Here is a 17,090-nt window from a genome sequence, read left to right on the forward strand (position 1 = left end):
ACTCTGCGGTCGGGCGGCCATGCACGCGGGGCCTGCGGCCGTGAGCACGGGGCCGGGCACCAGCGGAGACCGCCGGCGCCGGCGACTCGCAACCGGCGCCGGCCTCAGTCGACGGCGAGCGCCGCGACGGGCGAGACTCGGGTGGCTCGACGAGCCGGCAGCAGCGACGAGGCGACGGTGATGAGCAGCGTCACGAGGAGCACGGCGGCGACGGTCACCCACGGGATGCTGGGCGGGACGAGCTGACCGACGAGCGACCCGAAGGTGGCCTGGGCGCCGACCCACCCGTAGAACACCCCGAGGAGCAGACCGAAGAGCGCGGATGAGGCGATCATGGCGACCGCCTCGGTCACGATCATCCGCCGCACCTGGCCGACGGTGAAGCCGAGCGCTCGCAGCAGCCCGAGCTCCCGCCGGCGCTGCATGACGCTCAGGGAGAGCGTGTTGACCATGCCGACGGCGGCGAGCAGCACGGAGAAGCCGAGGAGCACGCTCATGATGGCGGTCGTGACGTCGATGACCTGCTCGAAGGCGGCGTACATCTCGGGCTCCATCTGCCCGAACTGGAGGGTGATGGCGCGGAAGGTCTCGCTGGCGACCGCGAACATCGTGACGAGCGTGATGCCGATCACGAGGCCGATGACGGCACGGCTGCTTCGCGCGGGGTTGCGCACGGCGTTGGCGGCGGCGAGGCGCGGCACCGGGCCGCGACCGAGGGCGCTGCCCACGAGGCTCATGAGGGGCGGGAGGATGACGGGAGCGCCGATGATGACGCCGACGAACGAGAGCATGCCGCCGCCGAGGCTCACGAGCACGCCGCTCGGGCTCTGCAGGCCGAAGAACACGCCGCCGATGAGCATGGCGATGCCGAGGGCGATGAGGATCGTGGCCGTCACGCTGCGCCCGCGACCGGCGCGGAGCTCCTGCATGGTGGGCTCTGCGCTGGACGAGGTCGCCGCGATCGGCGAGACCGTGAGCACCCGTCGCGAGCCGACCCAGGACGCGATGATGGTCGCCGCCGTGACGGCGATGACGGGCGCCAGGATCGCGGGGTGCACGATCGGGAACGGGAACGGGTCGAGCGCACCGTTCGTGATGGCGAGCTGCGCGCCGAGGGCCGTCAGCCCGACACCGAGGGAGGCCCCCGCAACGGCACCCGAGGCGCCCTGGACGAGCCCTTCGCGGACCGTGCGCCGGCGCAGCGACCGACCAGACGCGCCGATCAGGCGCAGCAGCGCGATCTCCTTGGTGCGTCCGGCGATCACGGTGGCGACCGAGTTCGACGTGACGACGGCGCCCACGAAGAGCGCGATCGCGAAGAACAGCGCGGCGACCGTGCCGAGCACGCTGGCGAGGGCGCCGATCTCGCTGAGGCCCATCGCGTCGAAGTACGCGGCCAGGTCGGCGACGATCATGATCAGCACCGTGCCGAAGGCCGCCGAGAGGGCGGAGACGAGCACGACGGCAGCGCCTCCGCTGCTCTGCTGGGACTCAGGGGCGCGCTGCGCCTTGGCGGCGCTGCTGGCCTGCGCCGCAGGTGCGGTGCTCGTGGCACTCATGCTGCCGTCTCCATGGAGAGCATGAGGTTCGCGATCTCGGCGGCGCTCGTGCGCGGACGATCGGCGACGACCTTGCCGTCGGCGAGGAACACGACGCGGTCGGCGTGGCTCGCGGCGATCGGGTCGTGCGTCACCATGGCGATCGACTGCCCGTACTGGCTGCTCGCCGTCGAGAGCAGCGAGAGGACCTCGCGGCCGGTCTTGGAGTCGAGGTTTCCCGTGGGCTCGTCGGCGAAGATGAGCTTCGGCCGGGTCGCGAGGGCCCGGGCGATGGCGACCCGCTGCTGCTGCCCGCCGGACAGCTCGTACGGGCGGTGGGCGAGACGCTGCGAGAGCCCGAGCGTCTGGATGAGGTGCGAGATCCAGGCTTCCTCGTCGCGCGAGACGGTCCGGCCATCGAGGTCGAACGGCAGCATGATGTTGCCGCGCACATCCAGTGTGGGCACGAGGTTGAAGGCCTGGAAGATGAAGCCGACCGCTCGGCGCCGCAGCACCGTCAGCTCGCCGTCGTTCATGCCCGTGATCTCAGTGTCGCCGAGGAACACGCGCCCGGACGAGGCACCGTCGAGGCCGGCCATGACGTGCATGAGCGTCGACTTGCCAGAGCCGCTCGGGCCCATGATGGCCGTGAACTCACCGCTTCTGATGCCGAGGCTCACGCCGTCGAGGGCGGCGACGCTGCCGTGGGTGCCGTAGATCTTCCGAACGTCGACGACGCTAGCGACAAGTGGGGGTGTGGTGTTCATGTCATCGACGCTACGGACGCGCCCCGCTGGGTCGCGTCCACCCCAGGTCGCGGCCGCATGCTCCTCTGGGATGACACGGGCGAGCCTCACGTCCAGCCAGCGAACGAGGTTCGCCCAATAGCCTTGCCGCATGGCCTCCCCAACGCTCGTCTGGTTCCGTGACGACCTGCGCATCCACGATCACCCGGCCCTCCACGTCGCGCTCGAGCGCGGTGGGCCCGTCATCGCCCTGTTCGTGCTCGACGAGGAGTCCCCCGGCGTGCGCGCACTCGGGGGCGCCGCGAAGTGGTGGCTGCACCACAGCCTGCTCGCCCTGCGCGAGCGCCTCGAGGAGATCGGCGGGGCGCTCGTGCTGCGCCGCGGCAAGGCCGAGGAGATCGTGCCAGCGGTCGCGGAGAACGCCGGCGCCGAGCTCGTCGTCTGGAACCGGCGCTACGGCGGGGCGGAGCGCGAGATCGACGCTCGCATCAAGCAGGGCCTCGTCGACGATGGGATCGAGGCGCACAGCCTTCCCGGGTCGCTCCTCACGGAGCCCTGGCAGATCCAGACCGGCCAGGGCGAGGCCTATCGCGTGTACACGCCCTTCGCCAACGCCTGCCAGAGCCGCTTCCAGCACGAGCCGCCCCGCGTGCCGCTCGAGGCCCCAGACGCCCTGCCCCACGGCTCGAAGGCGAGCTCGCTCGACTCCGACCCCCTCGACTCCTGGGAGCTGCTCCCCACACGCCCTGACTGGGCCGAGGGCCTCCGCGAGGAGTGGACCCCCGGTGAGCACGGCGCCCACGAGCGTCTCGAGGCGTTCCTCGACGGGGTCGTCGGCGACTACAAGGCCGATCGCGACCGGCCAGACCTCGAGGGCACGAGCCGGCTCAGCCCGCACCTGCGCTGGGGCGAGATCTCCTCCGCCCAGGCCTGGCACGCCCTCGAGGGCCGCACGGGCGAGGGGGCGGCGACCTTCCGTCGCGAGCTGCTCTGGCGGGAGTTCGCCTGGCACACGCTCTACAGCTTCCCTGAGCTGCACACGCGGCCCTGGCGAGCCGCCTACGAGGACTTCCCGTGGCCCGAGCTCGACCGCGATGCGCTCGACGCGTGGCAGCGCGGCAGCACCGGGGTCCCCATCGTGGATGCCGGCATGCGCGAGCTCTGGCGCACGGGCAGCATGCACAACCGCATCCGCATGGTCACCGCCTCCTTCCTCACCAAGCACCTGCTCACCGACTGGCGTCGTGGCGAGGAGTGGTTCTGGGACACGCTCGTCGACGCCGATCAGGCTTCCAACCCCTTCAACTGGCAGTGGGTCGCAGGCTCCGGTGTGGATGCCGCGCCCTACTTCCGGGTCTTCAACCCGGAGCGCCAGGCCGAGCGCTTCGACCCGCACGGGGCGTACGTGCAGCGGTGGGTCCCCGAGGCCGACAGCGACGAGTACCCGGAACCCATCGTGGGGTTGAAGGAGGGGCGGGAAGCCGCACTCGCGGCCTGGCGCGAGGTTCGCTGACGCCCGAGGGCGACCCGTCCAAAGCACCTCCGGGAACTGTCGGGGGCCGGTGCTAGATTGCCCGCACGTTGCGCCGTCGACGGACCGGCATCCACGAGCAGGCGTGGGGGCGCTTCGTCTCCTTCGCCGACCCTGACGGCAATTCCTGGTCCATCCAGGAGCTGCCCGACTCCTCCAAGATGGCCTGACCCAGTTCCACCGAACGCAAGATCACCGACGAAAGGGATGCACCACATGACGGAAAAGAAGAGCGGATACGAAGAGTTCAAGGTCTCCGGGGAGAACCTCCTCGGCAAGGTCAAGGAGCTCATCCACGAGGGCAACGTGCGTCGCGTGTTCATCAAGAACGACGACGGCACGACACTCCTCGAGATCCCCCTGACCGCTGGCCTCGCCGTCACCGTCGTCGCCGCGGCACTCGCCCCGGTGCTCGTCGCGGTGGGTGCGATCGCAGCGCTCGTGACGCAGGTGACGGTCGGCGTCGAGCGCCGCGGCCCGGACTCCACCGACCGTGCGGGCAGCTCGGCTGACACCGACGGCGTGCCGAAGAGCGACGTCGTCGCGCCTGCGCCCGCCGCGGAGGCCACCGACCCGGACCTGGGACCGACGACGGCGTAGCTTGTCCTTCACACCGCCGGAGCTTCGGCTACCGGCGGTGTGAAGCTCGCGCTTGCTACTCTGTGGGTTCCCAGAGCCGAGAGGCGCGTGACCAGTGCCAGAACCAGAGACCGTCACCCCCAGGTCCGACGCGGAGATCGCCGTTGCTTCGACGCTCGCCGATCAGGCGGGCGACGCCGCCGAGCTGGGTGCCCGACTCCGGGTGCTCCGTGAGGAGGCCGGCCTCTCCCTCAGAGAGCTGGCGAGGCGCCTCGACATCTCCGCCAGCGCCGTCTCCCAGATCGAGCGTGGCGTCATGCGGCCGAGCGTGAATCGGCTGATCGCGATCGTCGGCGAGCTGGGTGCCTCCATCACGGATGTCTTCGCGGGCGGCACTAGCGCGCATGCCGAGCGTTCGAGCTTCGGCAGCTACAGCCTGCTCCGGCAGGGCGAGGTCGCTCCCGTGGTGCTCGAGAACGGCGTGATCTACCGCCGCCTCTCCGGTTCGCGCACCTCCGGCATCGACCATTTCGAGTCGACCTTCCCGCCCATGACCTCAGCCTCTGCGGGCGACGCGAGTTCGTTCGCGACCCACACGGGCGTCGAGTCAGGGGTCGTCATCTCCGGCGAGCTCACCGTCGAGGTGCATGGCGACACCGTGACCCTGCGTGCCGGCGATTCCATCACGTACTCCTCGGAGACACCGCACCGTGTGAGCAACCGCTCGCCGGAGCCGTGCGTCGCGAACTGGGTCATCGCAAGGGCCCCGCACTCCGACCCGAGCGATCCGCTGTTCTCCGAGTCGCACACCGCGCGCAGCTGACGGCAGCTCACCCCTCCGCTGAGGCGGGCTCGTCGGCGCTGAGGTGAGCTCGTCGGCGGTGTTCTCGAAACGCATCGAAACCTCTCTTTTACCTCGCTGAAATCTCCCACGGGGCGTGAAGGGATAGCTTTACGGTTATCCGCCACGGAGGGATCTGCCTGTGCTCATCAGCGACTTCAATCGGCTCAGCGAAGCCGATGCAGCCGACTTCGCCGCGACGCTCGTCGCAATACCCACCTTCACGACCACGATGGTTCGATCGCGACCGTTCGCCTCGAAGGCCGCCATGCGAGAGCGCGCCGCCGAGGCGGCGTTCGCCTGGAGCCAGGCTGAGGTGCAGCTCGCGCTGTCCGGCCACCCGCGCATCGGCGAGCGGGCCAGCGCCGCCGAACCGGGCGCCGGGCACTCCGCCAGGGAGCAGGGGGCAGTCGCCACCGCGGGCGATGAGCTCCGCGAGCGCATCGCCGAAGGCAACCGACGCTACGAGGCGCGCTTCGACCGCATCTTCCTCGTCAGGGCGGCGGGCCGCTCCCCCGCCGAGATCCTGGAGCAGCTCGAGGCGCGCCTCGAAAACGACGACGACGCGGAGCTCGCCGTCGTCGCCTCGGAACTCCGCGACATCACCCTCCTCCGCCTCGAGGAATCGGTGACCGAATGACCAGCCACATCACGAGCCACGTGCTCGACAGCTCTGTCGGACTGGCCGCCGCGGGTGTGCGCATCCGCCTCCGGACACTCGACGGCCGGGAGCTGGCGCAGGCGGTGACGGATGCGGACGGCCGCGTCACCGACCTCGGCCCGGAGGCCCTCCCCGCCGGCTCCTACGAGCTCGTCTTCGAGACGGGCGCGTACTTCGCCGAGCGCGGCGTCGCGACCTTCTACCCGCACATCACGGTGGCGTTCACCGTCGCGAGCGCACCAGGCACGGCCGGCGACGGCGACCCGCCGCATTGCCACGTGCCACTGCTGCTGAGCCCATTCGCCTACTCGACCTACAGGGGGACCTGACCATGACCGACGTCACCGTGAGTCTCGGCGCGAACAAGTACGGCAAGGCGGAGAACCGCCTCGTCAGGATCACCCGCGACACCGATCGCCACGAGATCGAAGACCTCAACATCACCAGCCAGCTGCGCGGAGCGGCCCTCGCCGGGTCCTACCTGGACGGCGACAACTCGCTCGTCGTCGCCACCGACACGCAGAAGAACACCATCTTCGCGTTCGCCCGCGAACACGGCGTCGGCTCCCCCGAGAGCTTCCTCCTCAAGCTCGGCTCGCACTTCGTCGAGGCGTTCGAGTGGATCGAGGGCGGCCTGTGGCAGGCCGAGCAGTTCGAGTGGGAGCGCATCCGCGCGGACGGCGCCGAGCACGACCATGCCTTCGTGCGCAAAGGCCAGGCGACCCGGCTCGCGACCGTGCAGAAGATCGACGGCGCGACCCACGTCACGGCCGGGCTCAAGGACCTGACGGTGCTCAAATCGACGGGCAGCGAGTTCCACGGCTTCCCGCGAGACAAGTACACGACCCTCGCGGAGGCGACCGACCGCATCCTCGCGACCTCCGTCACGGCGCGCTGGCGCTACACGCCAGAGGCCGTGGATGCGGAGCCCGACTACAACGCCCTCTACGAGGCGATCTCCGCGGTCCTGATCTCGACCTTCGCGACCGTCCACTCCCTCGCCCTGCAGCAGACCCTGTGGCAGATGGGCAAGGCCGCGATCGAGCAGTTCCCCGAGATCGCGGAGGTCCGCTTCGCGATGCCGAACAAGCACCATTTCCTCGTCGACCTCTCCCCCTTCGACCTCGACAACCCCGGCGAGGTGTTCTTCGCCGCCGACCGCCCCTACGGCCTCATCGAGGGAACCGTCATCCGAGACGGCGTCGCACCGGCGCCCGAGGCCTGGGCAGACACGCCCGGGTTCATCTAGGGTCCTGCCGGCCAGCGAGCCGGCGTTCTCCGCACACCCTCAGCTCAGCGCTCCGCCCAGCTCCCGCGTGGCAGCGCTGCTTGACGACCCCAAGAGAGGTCAGCTCATGTCTCCCGATTCCCGCAGAAGCCAAGCGCACTCGACTCCTCCGTCAGCATCCGCAGCACCGTCACCGGATGCTAGCCCGGAAGACGAACGGCTCAGCCCGGGCAAGACCGTCGGCTACGGCGTCCAGCACATCCTCGCGATGTTCGGCGGCGTCATCGCCGTTCCCCTCATCGTGGGTGGCGCCGCCGGCCTCGACGTCGGCCAGAAGGCGCTGCTCGTCGCCTGCGCGCTCTTCGTCAGCGGCGCGGCGACCGTGCTGCAGACCATCGGGGTGCCGTACTTCGGCTCGAGGCTCCCCCTCGTGCAGGGGATCTCGTTCGCGGCCGTCTCGACCATGCTCGCCATCATCGGCAGCAACGGGGAGACCGGACTCCAGACCGTGTTCGGCGCCGTCATCGTCGCGAGCGCCATCGGCCTCATCGTCGCCCCGTTCTTCGCCAGGATCGTGCGGTTCTTCCCTCCCGTCGTGACCGGATCGATCATCACCGTCATCGGCCTCTCCCTGATGCCGGTCGCGGGACGCTGGGTGACGGGCTCCGACCCGACCGCCGAGGGATTCGCATCCGCCGACAAGATCGGCCTCGCCCTGCTCACCTTCGCGGTGGTGCTCATCCTGAGCAAGATCCGCGCCCTCTCCCGGCTCGCCGTGCTGCTGGGCCTCGCGATCGGCACGGTCTTCGCGCTCATCCTCGGCCAGGCCGACTTCGACGCCGTCGGGTCCGCGTCGATCTTCGCGTTGCCGCAGCCCTTCGCCTTCGGCATGCCGATCTTCGAGATCGGCGCCATCGTCTCCATGACGATCGTGATCCTCGTCATCATGGTCGAGACGACGGCAGACGTGCTGGCCGTCGGGGAGGTCGTCGGAACGAAGGTCGACTCGCGCCGCGTCGGCGACGGGCTGCGCGCCGACATGCTGTCCTCGCTCATCGCCCCCGTCTTCAACTCGTTCCCCGCGACCGCCTTCGCGCAGAACGTCGGGCTCGTCGCCCTGACCGGCATCAAGAGCCGCTTCGCCGTCGCGGCCGGAGGCGGGCTGTTGGTCCTCCTCGGCCTCTCCCCCATGGCCGCCGCCGTCTTCAGCGTCATCCCGAGCCCCGTGCTGGGCGGCGCGGGCATCGTGCTCTTCGGCAGCGTCGCGGCCAGCGGCGTGCGCACCCTCTCGAAGGTCGACTACACCGGCAACAACAACATGATCATCGTTGCCTCGTCGCTGGCCTTCGGGCTCATCCCGGTCGTCTCGACGCAGTTCTGGCACGCGTTCCCCGACTGGTTCGTGACGATCTTCGACTCGGGCATCAGCGCGGCGGCGATCGTCTCGGTGGTCCTGAACCTCTTCTTCAACGTGTGGCTCCCCGGCACCCCGGAGCAGCCGTCGAACCTGGCGGCCGCGCCCGCACTCCGAGTGCAGACCGAGGAGCTGCGGGTGCTGAAGTCCGGTGGCTCACTCGACGAGCACTCCTACGAGCACAACCCGACGCCCGTCGAGCAGGGCACCCGCGCCCGTCCGTCGGGGCCGGACGAAAGCTGAGGATCCGGTCGGCGGGTGCGACGGCCCGGAATGACTCCGACCCCGCCTCGGTTGCACCCCAGAGTCCAGTTCGACACAGCGGAAGGCGACAACATGAAGGTGTTCCTGACCGGAGCGACCGGCTACATCGGCTCGGCAGTCCTGCGCGCGCTCCTCGCGAACGGCCACGCCGTGACCGCCGCGGTGCGCAGCGAGGAGAAGGCGGCGCGCGTTCGAGAGACCGGCGCGAAGGCGGTTGTCGTCGACCTCACCGACCGGGCGGCGCTCGCCCCGCTGCTCCGCCAGGCGGAGGGCGTCATCCACACCGCATCGGCGCAAGACGTCGACCCCAGCTTCGTGCCCAACGTGCTCAACGAGCTGGTGCACTCCCCGACGCAGTTCGTGCACACGAGCGGCATCTGGCTGTTCGGCGACAACTCGTCCATCACGGAGGAGTCCGAAGCCGACGCACCCGAGATCGTGTCGTGGCGCGTCCCCATCGACCGCCAGGTCATCAACAGCAACGTCAACACCGCGATCATCGCACCCGCGGTGGTCTACGGCGGGCAGGGTGGCGTCACCCAGCTCCTCGCTGGTGACGGGTCCGGCCCCGTGTCCCTCGTCGGCGACGGCAGGCAGCGGTGGACACTCGTCCACGTCGACGACCTCGCCGAGCTGTACGTCCGGGTCCTCGAGAAGGGTGCCGCCGTCGGCTACGTGATCGCGGCCAGCGGAGAGAACCCCACGGTTCGCGAGATCGCCTCGTCGGGGCACGGCACGGTCGAGCTCGTCGAGGAGACACCGGATGCGAGCCGCGAGCGGCTCGGCGCCCCCTTCGCCGACGCGCTCCTGCAGGACCAGGCCGCGACCGGGCAGTACGCGCGGGACGCCTACGGGTGGACGCCGACGTCCGGTGACTGGCTGAAGGCCGAGCACAGCTGAACGACGACCGCCGTGCGGGCGGCATCCGCTCGGCTCCGTAGGCTTGTGCCATGAGCACGTTCGGCGCTCCGGAGGTCGACCGGAGGAGCCTGCCCCTCTACGAGGCAGGCTCCATCGACGTGCCGTATGTCATCGACGGCATGAACGAGGCGATCGAGCGGAACACGTTCTGGGAGGAGCACTCCCACCCCACGCACGAGCTCATCTGGAACACGCGCGGCGCGTCCTCGCTGACCGTCGGCCCACGCACGTGGACGATCACGCCGGCCGTCGGCCTCTGGATCCCCGCCGGGGTCAGGCACACGGCGTGGACGCCGGCCGGCACCTGGTACCGGACGGCGATGTTCAGCGTGCAGACGACGGCCCCCATCGCCGACGAACCCGTCGCGGTCGACGTCACCGACCTGCTGCGCCTGCTGCTCGACCGTCTCGCGGAGCCCGGACTCGACGACGCGTCCCGGGCGACGACCGAGGCGATGGTGCTCGACGTGCTCACACCCTCCCCGCATGAACTGCTGCTGCGCATCCCCGACTCGCCCCTGCTCGCTCCCATCGTCGACGCGGTCAGGGCGGATGTCCGCGACGCTGGCACACTCGAGGAGTGGTCGGTCGAGCTGGGTGTGAGCGCCCGCACGATCACACGGCAGTTCCAGTCGGAGACCGGCCTGGGCTTCAGCCGCTGGGTCGCCACGGCTCGCATCCAGCGCGCCATCGTGCTCCTGACTGACGGAGAGAGCATCGACGACGTTGCGGTCGCCACGGGGTTCCGGTCGGCGAGCGCCTTCGGCACCGCGTTCCGGCGGGTCACGGGGATGAGTCCGGGGCGGTTCCGGGCTCAGTAGCCCTGGCGGGCTGAAGCAGCCGCCGATCGCGACCACACGCACCACACGGTGTCCGTTTCGCAAAGAAATGTGTCGGTTCGCCTCGATTGCAAACGCGACGCGCGTCGCTTAGCTTTGGTAAGGCACTCCTAACAGGGCAAGCTCTCGGCCCTGCACGGCTGCCGCTGACTTCGACACCGCACCCCGCCTCTCCGCCGCCAGACGGCGTTCATCGGCGTGCGCAAAAGGCTCAGCTCCCCCCTCGAAAGGACACCATGCCCCGCGCTTCCAAGCTCGTCACCCTCGCCGCGACAGCGCTGCTCACGGCAGGCCTCGCTGCCTGCTCGACCACCCCCTCCGCCGACACGAACGCGGAGCCGGGCGCAGCGAACGGCGACTTCACGCCGATCACCATCGAGCACGCCCTCGGCACGACGGAGATCACCGAGAAGCCCGAGCGCATCGCCACGGTCAACTGGGCCAACCAGGAAGTGCCCCTCGCCCTCGGCGTCGTACCCGTCGGCATGGCCAGGGCCGACTTCGGCGACGACAACGGCGACGGCATCCTCCCCTGGGTGAGCGAGAAGCTCGAAGAGCTCGGCGGCGAGACCCCGGTGCTCTTCGACGAGACCGACGGCGTCGACTTCGAGGCCGTCGCGGACACGAACCCCGACGTCATCCTCGCCGCCTACTCGGGCCTGACGCAGGAGGACTACGACACCCTCTCCGAGATCGCACCGGTCGTCGCCTACCCTGAGACGGCCTGGGCGACCTCGTGGCGCGACATGATCCGCCTCAACAGCCAGGGCATGGGCCTCGAGGCAGAAGGCGACGCGCTCATCACCGAGCTCGAGGGCGAGATCGAGGCGACGGCGGCCAAGTACCCGGCCATCCAGGGCAAGAAGACCATGTTCCTCACCCACGTCGACGAGACCGACCTCAGCCAGGTCAGCTTCTACACGACGCACGACACCCGCAGCGCCTTCTTCGAGGACCTCGGCATGACGTTCCCGCAGAGCCTCGTCGACGCGTCGGCATCGACCGACCAGTTCTCGCAGACCATCAGCGCCGAGCAGAGCGACACGCTCGCCGACGTCGAGATCATCGTCACCTACGGTGGCGAGGAGCTCGTCCAGACCCTCCAGGGCGACCCCGTGCTCTCGCAGATCCCCGCCGTCGCCAACGGCTCGATCGTCAATCTGCCGGGCACGGAGCCGCTCGGCACGGCCGCGAACCCCACGCCGCTGTCCATCTCGTGGATCCTCGACGACTACGTCGCGCTCCTCTCGCAGGCAGCAGAACAGGTCAAGTGACCCAGACCGCTCCTCCCGTAGCCGCCGGGGGTGTCGCCATCGTGCGACGCCCCCGGCGGCTGCGGGCGTTGTGGTTCCTCCTCGCGATCTCCTCGCTCGGCGCGCTCATCGTGGTGTCCGTCATGATCGGATCGCGCGACGTGAGCTGGGCGGATGCGGTGGCAGCCCTCGGCGGATCGACGAACGGCTTCGACGAGGCGGCCGTCGCGAAGCGCATCCCCCGCACCTTCCTCGCCGTCGCCGTCGGGGCCGCCCTCGGCGTCTCGGGCGCCGTCATGCAGGGCGTCACCAGGAACCCGCTCGCAGACCCGGGCATCCTCGGCGTCAACATGGGCGCATCCCTCGCCGTCGTGACGGGAATCGCCTACTTCGGCCTGGCCTCCGCGTCGAGCTTCATCTGGGTCGCCATCTCCGGCGCGGCCCTCGCGGCCGTCTTCGTGTACGTCGTCGGCTCGCTCGGGCGGGGCGGCGCGACGCCCCTCAAGCTCGCCCTCGCCGGTGCGGCGACGTCGGCCGCGCTCGCATCGTTCGTGACCGCCATCATCCTGCCCCGGGGCGACATCAGCCAGAGCGCCAGGTCGTGGCAGATCGGCGGCGTCGGCGGAGGCACCTGGGACAGCATCTCGCAGGTACTGCCGTTCCTCATCGTCGGCTTCCTCGTCAGCCTCGCCTCCGCGAAGGGCCTCAACTCGCTTGCCCTCGGCGACGATCTCGCCGCTGGGCTCGGCGAACGCGTCGCGCTGACGCGCGGCGCGGCGGCCCTCGGCGCCGTCGTGCTCTGCGGCGCCGCCACCGCCGTCACGGGCCCCATCGCGTTCGTCGGCCTCGTCGTGCCGCACGCCTGCCGCCTCATGTTCGGCGTCGACCACCGCTGGGTGCTGCCCTTCTCCGCCGTCGTCGGCGCCTCCCTGCTGACGGGGGCGGATGTGCTCGGCCGCATCCTCACCCGCCCGTCCGAGATCGACGTGGGCATCATCACGGCCATCATCGGAGCCCCCATCTTCATCTGGATCGTCCGCCGCTCGAAAGTGCGCGCCCTATGACCGCGACCCGCCCTACGGGCTCTGCCGCGCCAGCCTCCTCGCCGACCTCGCTCGCCCCGGCCTCCCCGAACTCCGTCATCGAGGCGACAGCCCGCGCCGTCGCGCGCAGCCGCGGCCGACGCAACGCGCGACGCCGACTGCTGATGCTGGTGCTCGTCGCTCTCATCCTCGTCGTCTTCGTCGTCTCGCTCATGGTCGGACAGACCTTCTACGGCCTCGACCAGGTCATCGCCGTCGTCCTCGGCCAGGACGTGCAGGGCGCGACCTTCACGGTCGGGCGGCTCCGACTCCCGCGTGCCGTACTCGCGATCCTCGCCGGCCTCGCGTTCGGCCTCGCCGGCGTCACCTTCCAGACGATGCTGCGCAACCCGCTCGCGAGCCCCGACATCATCGGCATCTCCTCCGGCGCCAGCGCGGCCGCGGCCTTCGGCATCGTCACGCTCTCGCTGGGCGCGAGCGAGGTGTCCTTCTTCGCGATCTTCGTCGGCCTCGGCGTCGCCATCCTCATCTACGTCCTGTCGTTCAAGGGCGGCGTCACGGGAACGCGCCTCATCCTGATCGGCATCGGCATCGCCGCCATGCTCGACAGCATCACCAACTACGTGCTCTCGCAGGCCGCCCAGTGGGACCTCCAGGAAGCGCTGCGCTGGCTCAACGGCAGCCTCAACGGCGCATCCTGGAACGCCATCCTCCCGGTCGCGATCTCGATCGTCGCGCTCGTCCCGATCCTCCTCGCCCAGAGCCGCAGCCTCTCGGCAACGCAGCTCGGCGACGACACCGCAGCGGCCCTCGGGGTGCGCGTCAACCGCACGAGGCTCATCGTCATCGTCACCGCCGTCGGCGTGCTCTCCTTCGCGACAGCCGCCGCAGGCCCCATCGCCTTCGTCGCGTTCCTCGCCGGACCCATCGCCGCCCGGCTCTTCGGCGGCGGCGGATCACTCCTCATCCCCGCCGGCCTCGTCGGAGCCCTCCTCGTGCTCGTCGCCGACCTCGTCGGCCAGTTCCTCCTCGGCACCCGCTACCCCGTCGGCGTCGTGACCGGCGTGCTCGGTGCGCCGTTCCTCATCTACCTGATCATCCGCACGAACCGCGCGGGAGGCTCGCTATGACCGCAGACCACACCCTCATCGTCGAGCAGCTCAGCCTCGGCTACGGCGACCGAGTCGTCATCGACGAGCTCGACCTCCTCGTGCCGCCAGGCAAGGTCACCGCGATCGTCGGCGCGAACGCCTGCGGCAAGTCGACGCTGCTGCGCTCCATGTCGCGGCTCCTGACGCCTCGCAGTGGGCACGTCCTCCTCGACGGCAAGGAGGTGCACAGGACACCCGCGAAGCAGCTCGCGCGCATCCTCGGGCTCCTCCCCCAATCCCCCATCGCCCCTGAGGGCATCACGGTCGCCGACCTCGTCGGCCGCGGTCGCCACCCGCACCAGAGCATCCTCTCCAGGTGGAGCCACGACGACGACCTCGCCGTCGCCGCTGCCCTCGAAGCGACAGAGACGACCGCCCTCGCCGACCGCCACGTCGACGAGCTCTCCGGCGGCCAGCGGCAGCGAGTGTGGATCGCGATGGCCCTCGCCCAGCAGACCGACCTCCTGCTGCTCGACGAGCCGACGACCTTCCTCGACGTCAGCCACCAGATCGAGGTGCTCGACCTCCTCACCGACCTCAACCAGTCCCGCGGCACGACCATCGTCATGGTGCTCCACGACCTCAACCTGGCAGCGCGCTACGCCGACCACCTCATCGCGCTCGCCGACGGCGGACTGCACGCAGCGGGCGAACCCGGCGACGTCCTCACGGTCGACACCGTGCGCGCCGTCTTCGGACTCGAGAGCCTTGTGGTGCAGGACCCCGTCTCCGGCCGGCCGCTCATGGTGCCCATCGGTCGCCACCACTCGGCGGATGCACCCGTCACGCATCCCGAAGGTTCATCCGCGACAATTGGGGCTCGAACACACGCGTGAGCGAGCGGGACCACACCCCGCTCCCTCCGCCGAGACGAAGGACAGGGTGCCGACCGTGAGCGATGCAGGCGTCGAGATCCTCGCTCCCCTCGGGCACCCGGAAGAGGTCGAATCCGGCAGCACGCCCAATGCGCAGCTCCCGGAACGCGCAGACGAAGCAGTCCCAGCCGGCTTCCCCTCACCCGCCCAGGGCTACTACTCCGGCCCCGTCGACCTCAACCGGCACCTCATCAACGACCCCGCCGCGACCTTCATCGTCCGCGTCAGCGGCGACAGCATGATCGGAGCCGGCATCTTCGACGGCGACGAGATCATCGTCGACCGCTCCCTCGACCCGCACGACGGCAACGTCGTCATCGCCGTCGTCGACGGCGAGCTCACCGTCAAGCGCCTGCGCTTCGAGCACGGCCGCGTGCGCCTCGCGCCCGAGAACCCCGCGTACGCCGACATCGTGCTCGAAGAGCTCAGCGAGCTCACCGTGTGGGGCGTCGTCACGAGATGCCTCCACCGTGTCTGAGATAACGGACACGACGCGCGACTCGACGCAGGCCTCGCCGCTGCCGCTCCGGCAGCCCACGATCGCCATCGTCGACGCCAACAACTTCTACGCATCCTGCGAGCGCATCTTCGACCCCAGCCTCGAAGGCAAGCCCATCGTCGTGCTCTCCAACAACGACGGATGCGTCATCGCGCGCTCCGAGGAAGCGAAAGCCGTCGGCATCCCGATGGGCGCCCCCTGGCAGGCCATCGCCCCGGAAGCCGCGATAAAGGGCGTCGTCGCCCGCTCCAGCAACTACGAGCTCTACGGCGACATCAACGCCCGCACCATCGAGCTCCTCGGCCGCTACACGCCCTCGCAGGAGGTGTACTCGATCGACGAGAGCTTCATCCGGCTGCCAGGCGACCGCCGGGAGGCCCTCGCCGTCGCCCGGGAGATCCGGGTGGCGATGCGGAAGCTCATCGGCATCCCCGTCAGCATCGGGATCGCCCCGAGCAAGACGCTCGCCAAGCTCGCCAACCGCGGCTCCAAATCCGAACCATCGCTCGGCGGCGTCTGCCATCTCGGCGCCTACGGGCGCGAGCAGCTCAGCGGGATCCTCAGCACCATCGACATCGGCGACGTCTGGGGCGTCGGGCGCAAGATGGCCGCGAAATACGTGGGCCTCGGCATCCGCACCGCCCTCGACCTCCGCGAGTCCTCGCCCACCGCCATCCGCCGCCGCTACGGCGTCGTCCAGGAGCGCGTCGTCCAGGAGCTGCGCGGCATCGACTGCCTCCCCATCGACGAGGTCCCGTCGGAGCGCGAGCAGATCCAGTTCTCCCGCTCCTTCGCAGTGCCCATCTCGACGGTGCAGGAGCTCGAGGAGGTGCTCTCCGTGTACACGCAGCGCGCCTCCGCCCGGCTCCGCGCGCAAGGCTCGCTCACGCGGGCCATGAGCTGCTACGCGGCGACCTCCCCCTTCCGCGAAGGGCACGAGTCGCACGCCGTGTCCGTCGCCTTCCCGGAACCCACCGACGACCCGGTCGTGCTCTTCCGCGCAGCCGCCACCGCCCTCGGCCCGCAGCTGCGAGCCGAGCTGAAGTACGTGCGCGTCGGCGTCTCGCTCTTCGAGTTCGTCGCTCGAGACTCGTACGCGGCGCTCGACATCTTCGACGAGCGCGGCGAAGACCGGCGCGTGGGCGAGGCCCTCGACGCCGTCGCCGCGAAGTTCGGCCAGGAATCGCTTGGGCTCGGCATCGCCGGCCTCCGCAACGGGCGGAGCTGGACAATGCGCCGCGACATGGTCTCACCCCGCGCAACCACCCACTGGGACGAGCTGGCGGTCGTCAAGGCGGAGTGAGGGGCGCAGTTCTCGGTTAACGTGAATTCTGGTTTTCATCCGCATCGGATAGAACACACGTACCAATAGCTGCCGAATGAAGTGCACTTCATGTCTGTGGACAGACTCACTGAACCGCAAGCCGCACCTCAAGTGCTCCGAGAAAGTTATCCACCACCCTCTCGAATGTCGGTGGTCGTTCGTAGGCTTTGGGCATGCAGCAGCGCGACAGACACGAGGGGTTGGGCACAGGGCCGAGCCCGGTTCCGGATCCGGGGTTCGACCCTTCAGACCCGGCTTCTGTCGCGGCTCGTCGCTCGGAGATCCTCGCGATGGAGGAAGCAGCCGCGGCGATGCTCGCGGCCGGCGCCGCCCTGCAGCTGCGAGCCCACGCGGCCGCGTACGACTTCGGGCACGCCCTCGAT

At 69.8% G+C, this 17,090-nt stretch carries 18 protein-coding genes; 16 read left to right on the plus strand and 2 right to left on the minus strand.

Annotation, left to right across the window (positions count from 1 at the left end; genetic code table 11):
- Positions 1-104: 104 nt before the first annotated feature.
- Positions 105-1,559: an ABC transporter permease gene (locus C5E07_RS08950; RefSeq protein WP_258063826.1), complete on the minus strand. Its 1,455-nt coding sequence runs from the start codon at positions 1,557-1,559 to the stop codon at positions 105-107.
- The gene (locus tag C5E07_RS08955) at positions 1,556-2,305 is read right to left on the minus strand and encodes an ABC transporter ATP-binding protein (RefSeq protein WP_104241985.1); all 750 of its coding nucleotides are present in this window, start codon (positions 2,303-2,305) and stop codon (positions 1,556-1,558) included. Before C5E07_RS08955 ends, C5E07_RS08950 begins: the two co-directional genes overlap by 4 nt.
- Before the next feature lie 130 nt (positions 2,306-2,435).
- Between C5E07_RS08955 and C5E07_RS08960 the strand changes: the two genes are divergently transcribed.
- The 16 genes from C5E07_RS08960 to C5E07_RS19180 all read left to right on the plus strand — a co-directional run.
- Entirely contained in the window at positions 2,436-3,797 is a 1,362-nt protein-coding gene (locus C5E07_RS08960; RefSeq protein ID WP_104299165.1) for a deoxyribodipyrimidine photo-lyase, read from the plus strand.
- 234 nt (positions 3,798-4,031) lie between these two features.
- Positions 4,032-4,415 carry a DUF4342 domain-containing protein gene (locus tag C5E07_RS08970; RefSeq protein ID WP_104241981.1) on the plus strand — a complete coding sequence of 128 codons (384 nt, stop codon included), beginning with the start codon at positions 4,032-4,034 and terminating at the stop codon, positions 4,413-4,415.
- Between the two features lie 94 nt (positions 4,416-4,509).
- Positions 4,510-5,217, plus strand: coding sequence for a helix-turn-helix domain-containing protein (locus C5E07_RS08975; protein WP_258063828.1), 708 nt, complete (start codon positions 4,510-4,512; stop codon positions 5,215-5,217).
- 160 nt (positions 5,218-5,377) lie between these two features.
- Positions 5,378-5,875, plus strand: coding sequence for a 2-oxo-4-hydroxy-4-carboxy-5-ureidoimidazoline decarboxylase (gene uraD / locus C5E07_RS08980; protein WP_181057892.1), 498 nt, complete (start codon positions 5,378-5,380; stop codon positions 5,873-5,875).
- A complete protein-coding gene (uraH, locus tag C5E07_RS08985; RefSeq protein ID WP_104299167.1) occupies positions 5,872-6,225 on the plus strand; it encodes a hydroxyisourate hydrolase in 354 nt (117 codons plus the stop codon). The genes uraD and uraH overlap by 4 nt, the downstream gene beginning before the upstream one ends.
- A gap of 2 nt (positions 6,226-6,227) precedes the next feature.
- Positions 6,228-7,145, plus strand: a complete 918-nt coding sequence (gene pucL / locus C5E07_RS08990; protein WP_104299168.1) for a factor-independent urate hydroxylase — start codon at positions 6,228-6,230, stop codon at positions 7,143-7,145.
- A 106-nt stretch (positions 7,146-7,251) separates the two neighbouring features.
- A complete protein-coding gene (locus C5E07_RS08995; protein ID WP_104299169.1) occupies positions 7,252-8,781 on the plus strand; it encodes a nucleobase:cation symporter-2 family protein in 1,530 nt (509 codons plus the stop codon).
- Positions 8,782-8,874: 93 nt separating this feature from the next.
- Positions 8,875-9,702, plus strand: a complete 828-nt coding sequence (locus C5E07_RS09000) for an NAD-dependent epimerase/dehydratase family protein (protein ID WP_104299170.1) — start codon at positions 8,875-8,877, stop codon at positions 9,700-9,702.
- Between the two features lie 50 nt (positions 9,703-9,752).
- Complete coding sequence (locus C5E07_RS09005; RefSeq protein ID WP_104299171.1) at positions 9,753-10,544, plus strand: AraC family transcriptional regulator; 792 nt, start codon at positions 9,753-9,755, stop codon at positions 10,542-10,544.
- A 254-nt stretch (positions 10,545-10,798) separates the two neighbouring features.
- Positions 10,799-11,836 (plus strand): iron-siderophore ABC transporter substrate-binding protein, encoded by a 1,038-nt coding sequence (locus tag C5E07_RS09010; protein WP_104299172.1) that lies wholly within the window; start codon positions 10,799-10,801, stop codon positions 11,834-11,836.
- A complete protein-coding gene (locus C5E07_RS09015) occupies positions 11,833-12,879 on the plus strand; it encodes an iron ABC transporter permease (RefSeq protein ID WP_219819486.1) in 1,047 nt (348 codons plus the stop codon). The genes C5E07_RS09010 and C5E07_RS09015 overlap by 4 nt, the downstream gene beginning before the upstream one ends.
- Positions 12,876-13,988 carry an iron chelate uptake ABC transporter family permease subunit gene (locus C5E07_RS09020; RefSeq protein WP_104299173.1) on the plus strand — a complete coding sequence of 371 codons (1,113 nt, stop codon included), beginning with the start codon at positions 12,876-12,878 and terminating at the stop codon, positions 13,986-13,988. The genes C5E07_RS09015 and C5E07_RS09020 overlap by 4 nt, the downstream gene beginning before the upstream one ends.
- Positions 13,985-14,845 (plus strand): ABC transporter ATP-binding protein, encoded by an 861-nt coding sequence (locus tag C5E07_RS09025; RefSeq protein WP_104299174.1) that lies wholly within the window; start codon positions 13,985-13,987, stop codon positions 14,843-14,845. Before C5E07_RS09020 ends, C5E07_RS09025 begins: the two co-directional genes overlap by 4 nt.
- A gap of 55 nt (positions 14,846-14,900) precedes the next feature.
- The gene (locus C5E07_RS09030) at positions 14,901-15,362 is read left to right on the plus strand and encodes a LexA family transcriptional regulator (protein ID WP_258063831.1); all 462 of its coding nucleotides are present in this window, start codon (positions 14,901-14,903) and stop codon (positions 15,360-15,362) included.
- Positions 15,355-16,686, plus strand: coding sequence for a Y-family DNA polymerase (locus tag C5E07_RS09035; RefSeq protein WP_104299176.1), 1,332 nt, complete (start codon positions 15,355-15,357; stop codon positions 16,684-16,686). Before C5E07_RS09030 ends, C5E07_RS09035 begins: the two co-directional genes overlap by 8 nt.
- 194 nt (positions 16,687-16,880) lie before the next feature.
- On the plus strand, positions 16,881-17,090 hold a 210-nt coding region (locus tag C5E07_RS19180; RefSeq protein ID WP_146080560.1), incomplete at its 3' end, for a hypothetical protein.

This window comes from Pseudoclavibacter sp. RFBJ3, assembly GCF_002931375.1.
Classification (GTDB): Bacteria; Actinomycetota; Actinomycetes; order Actinomycetales; family Microbacteriaceae; genus Pseudoclavibacter.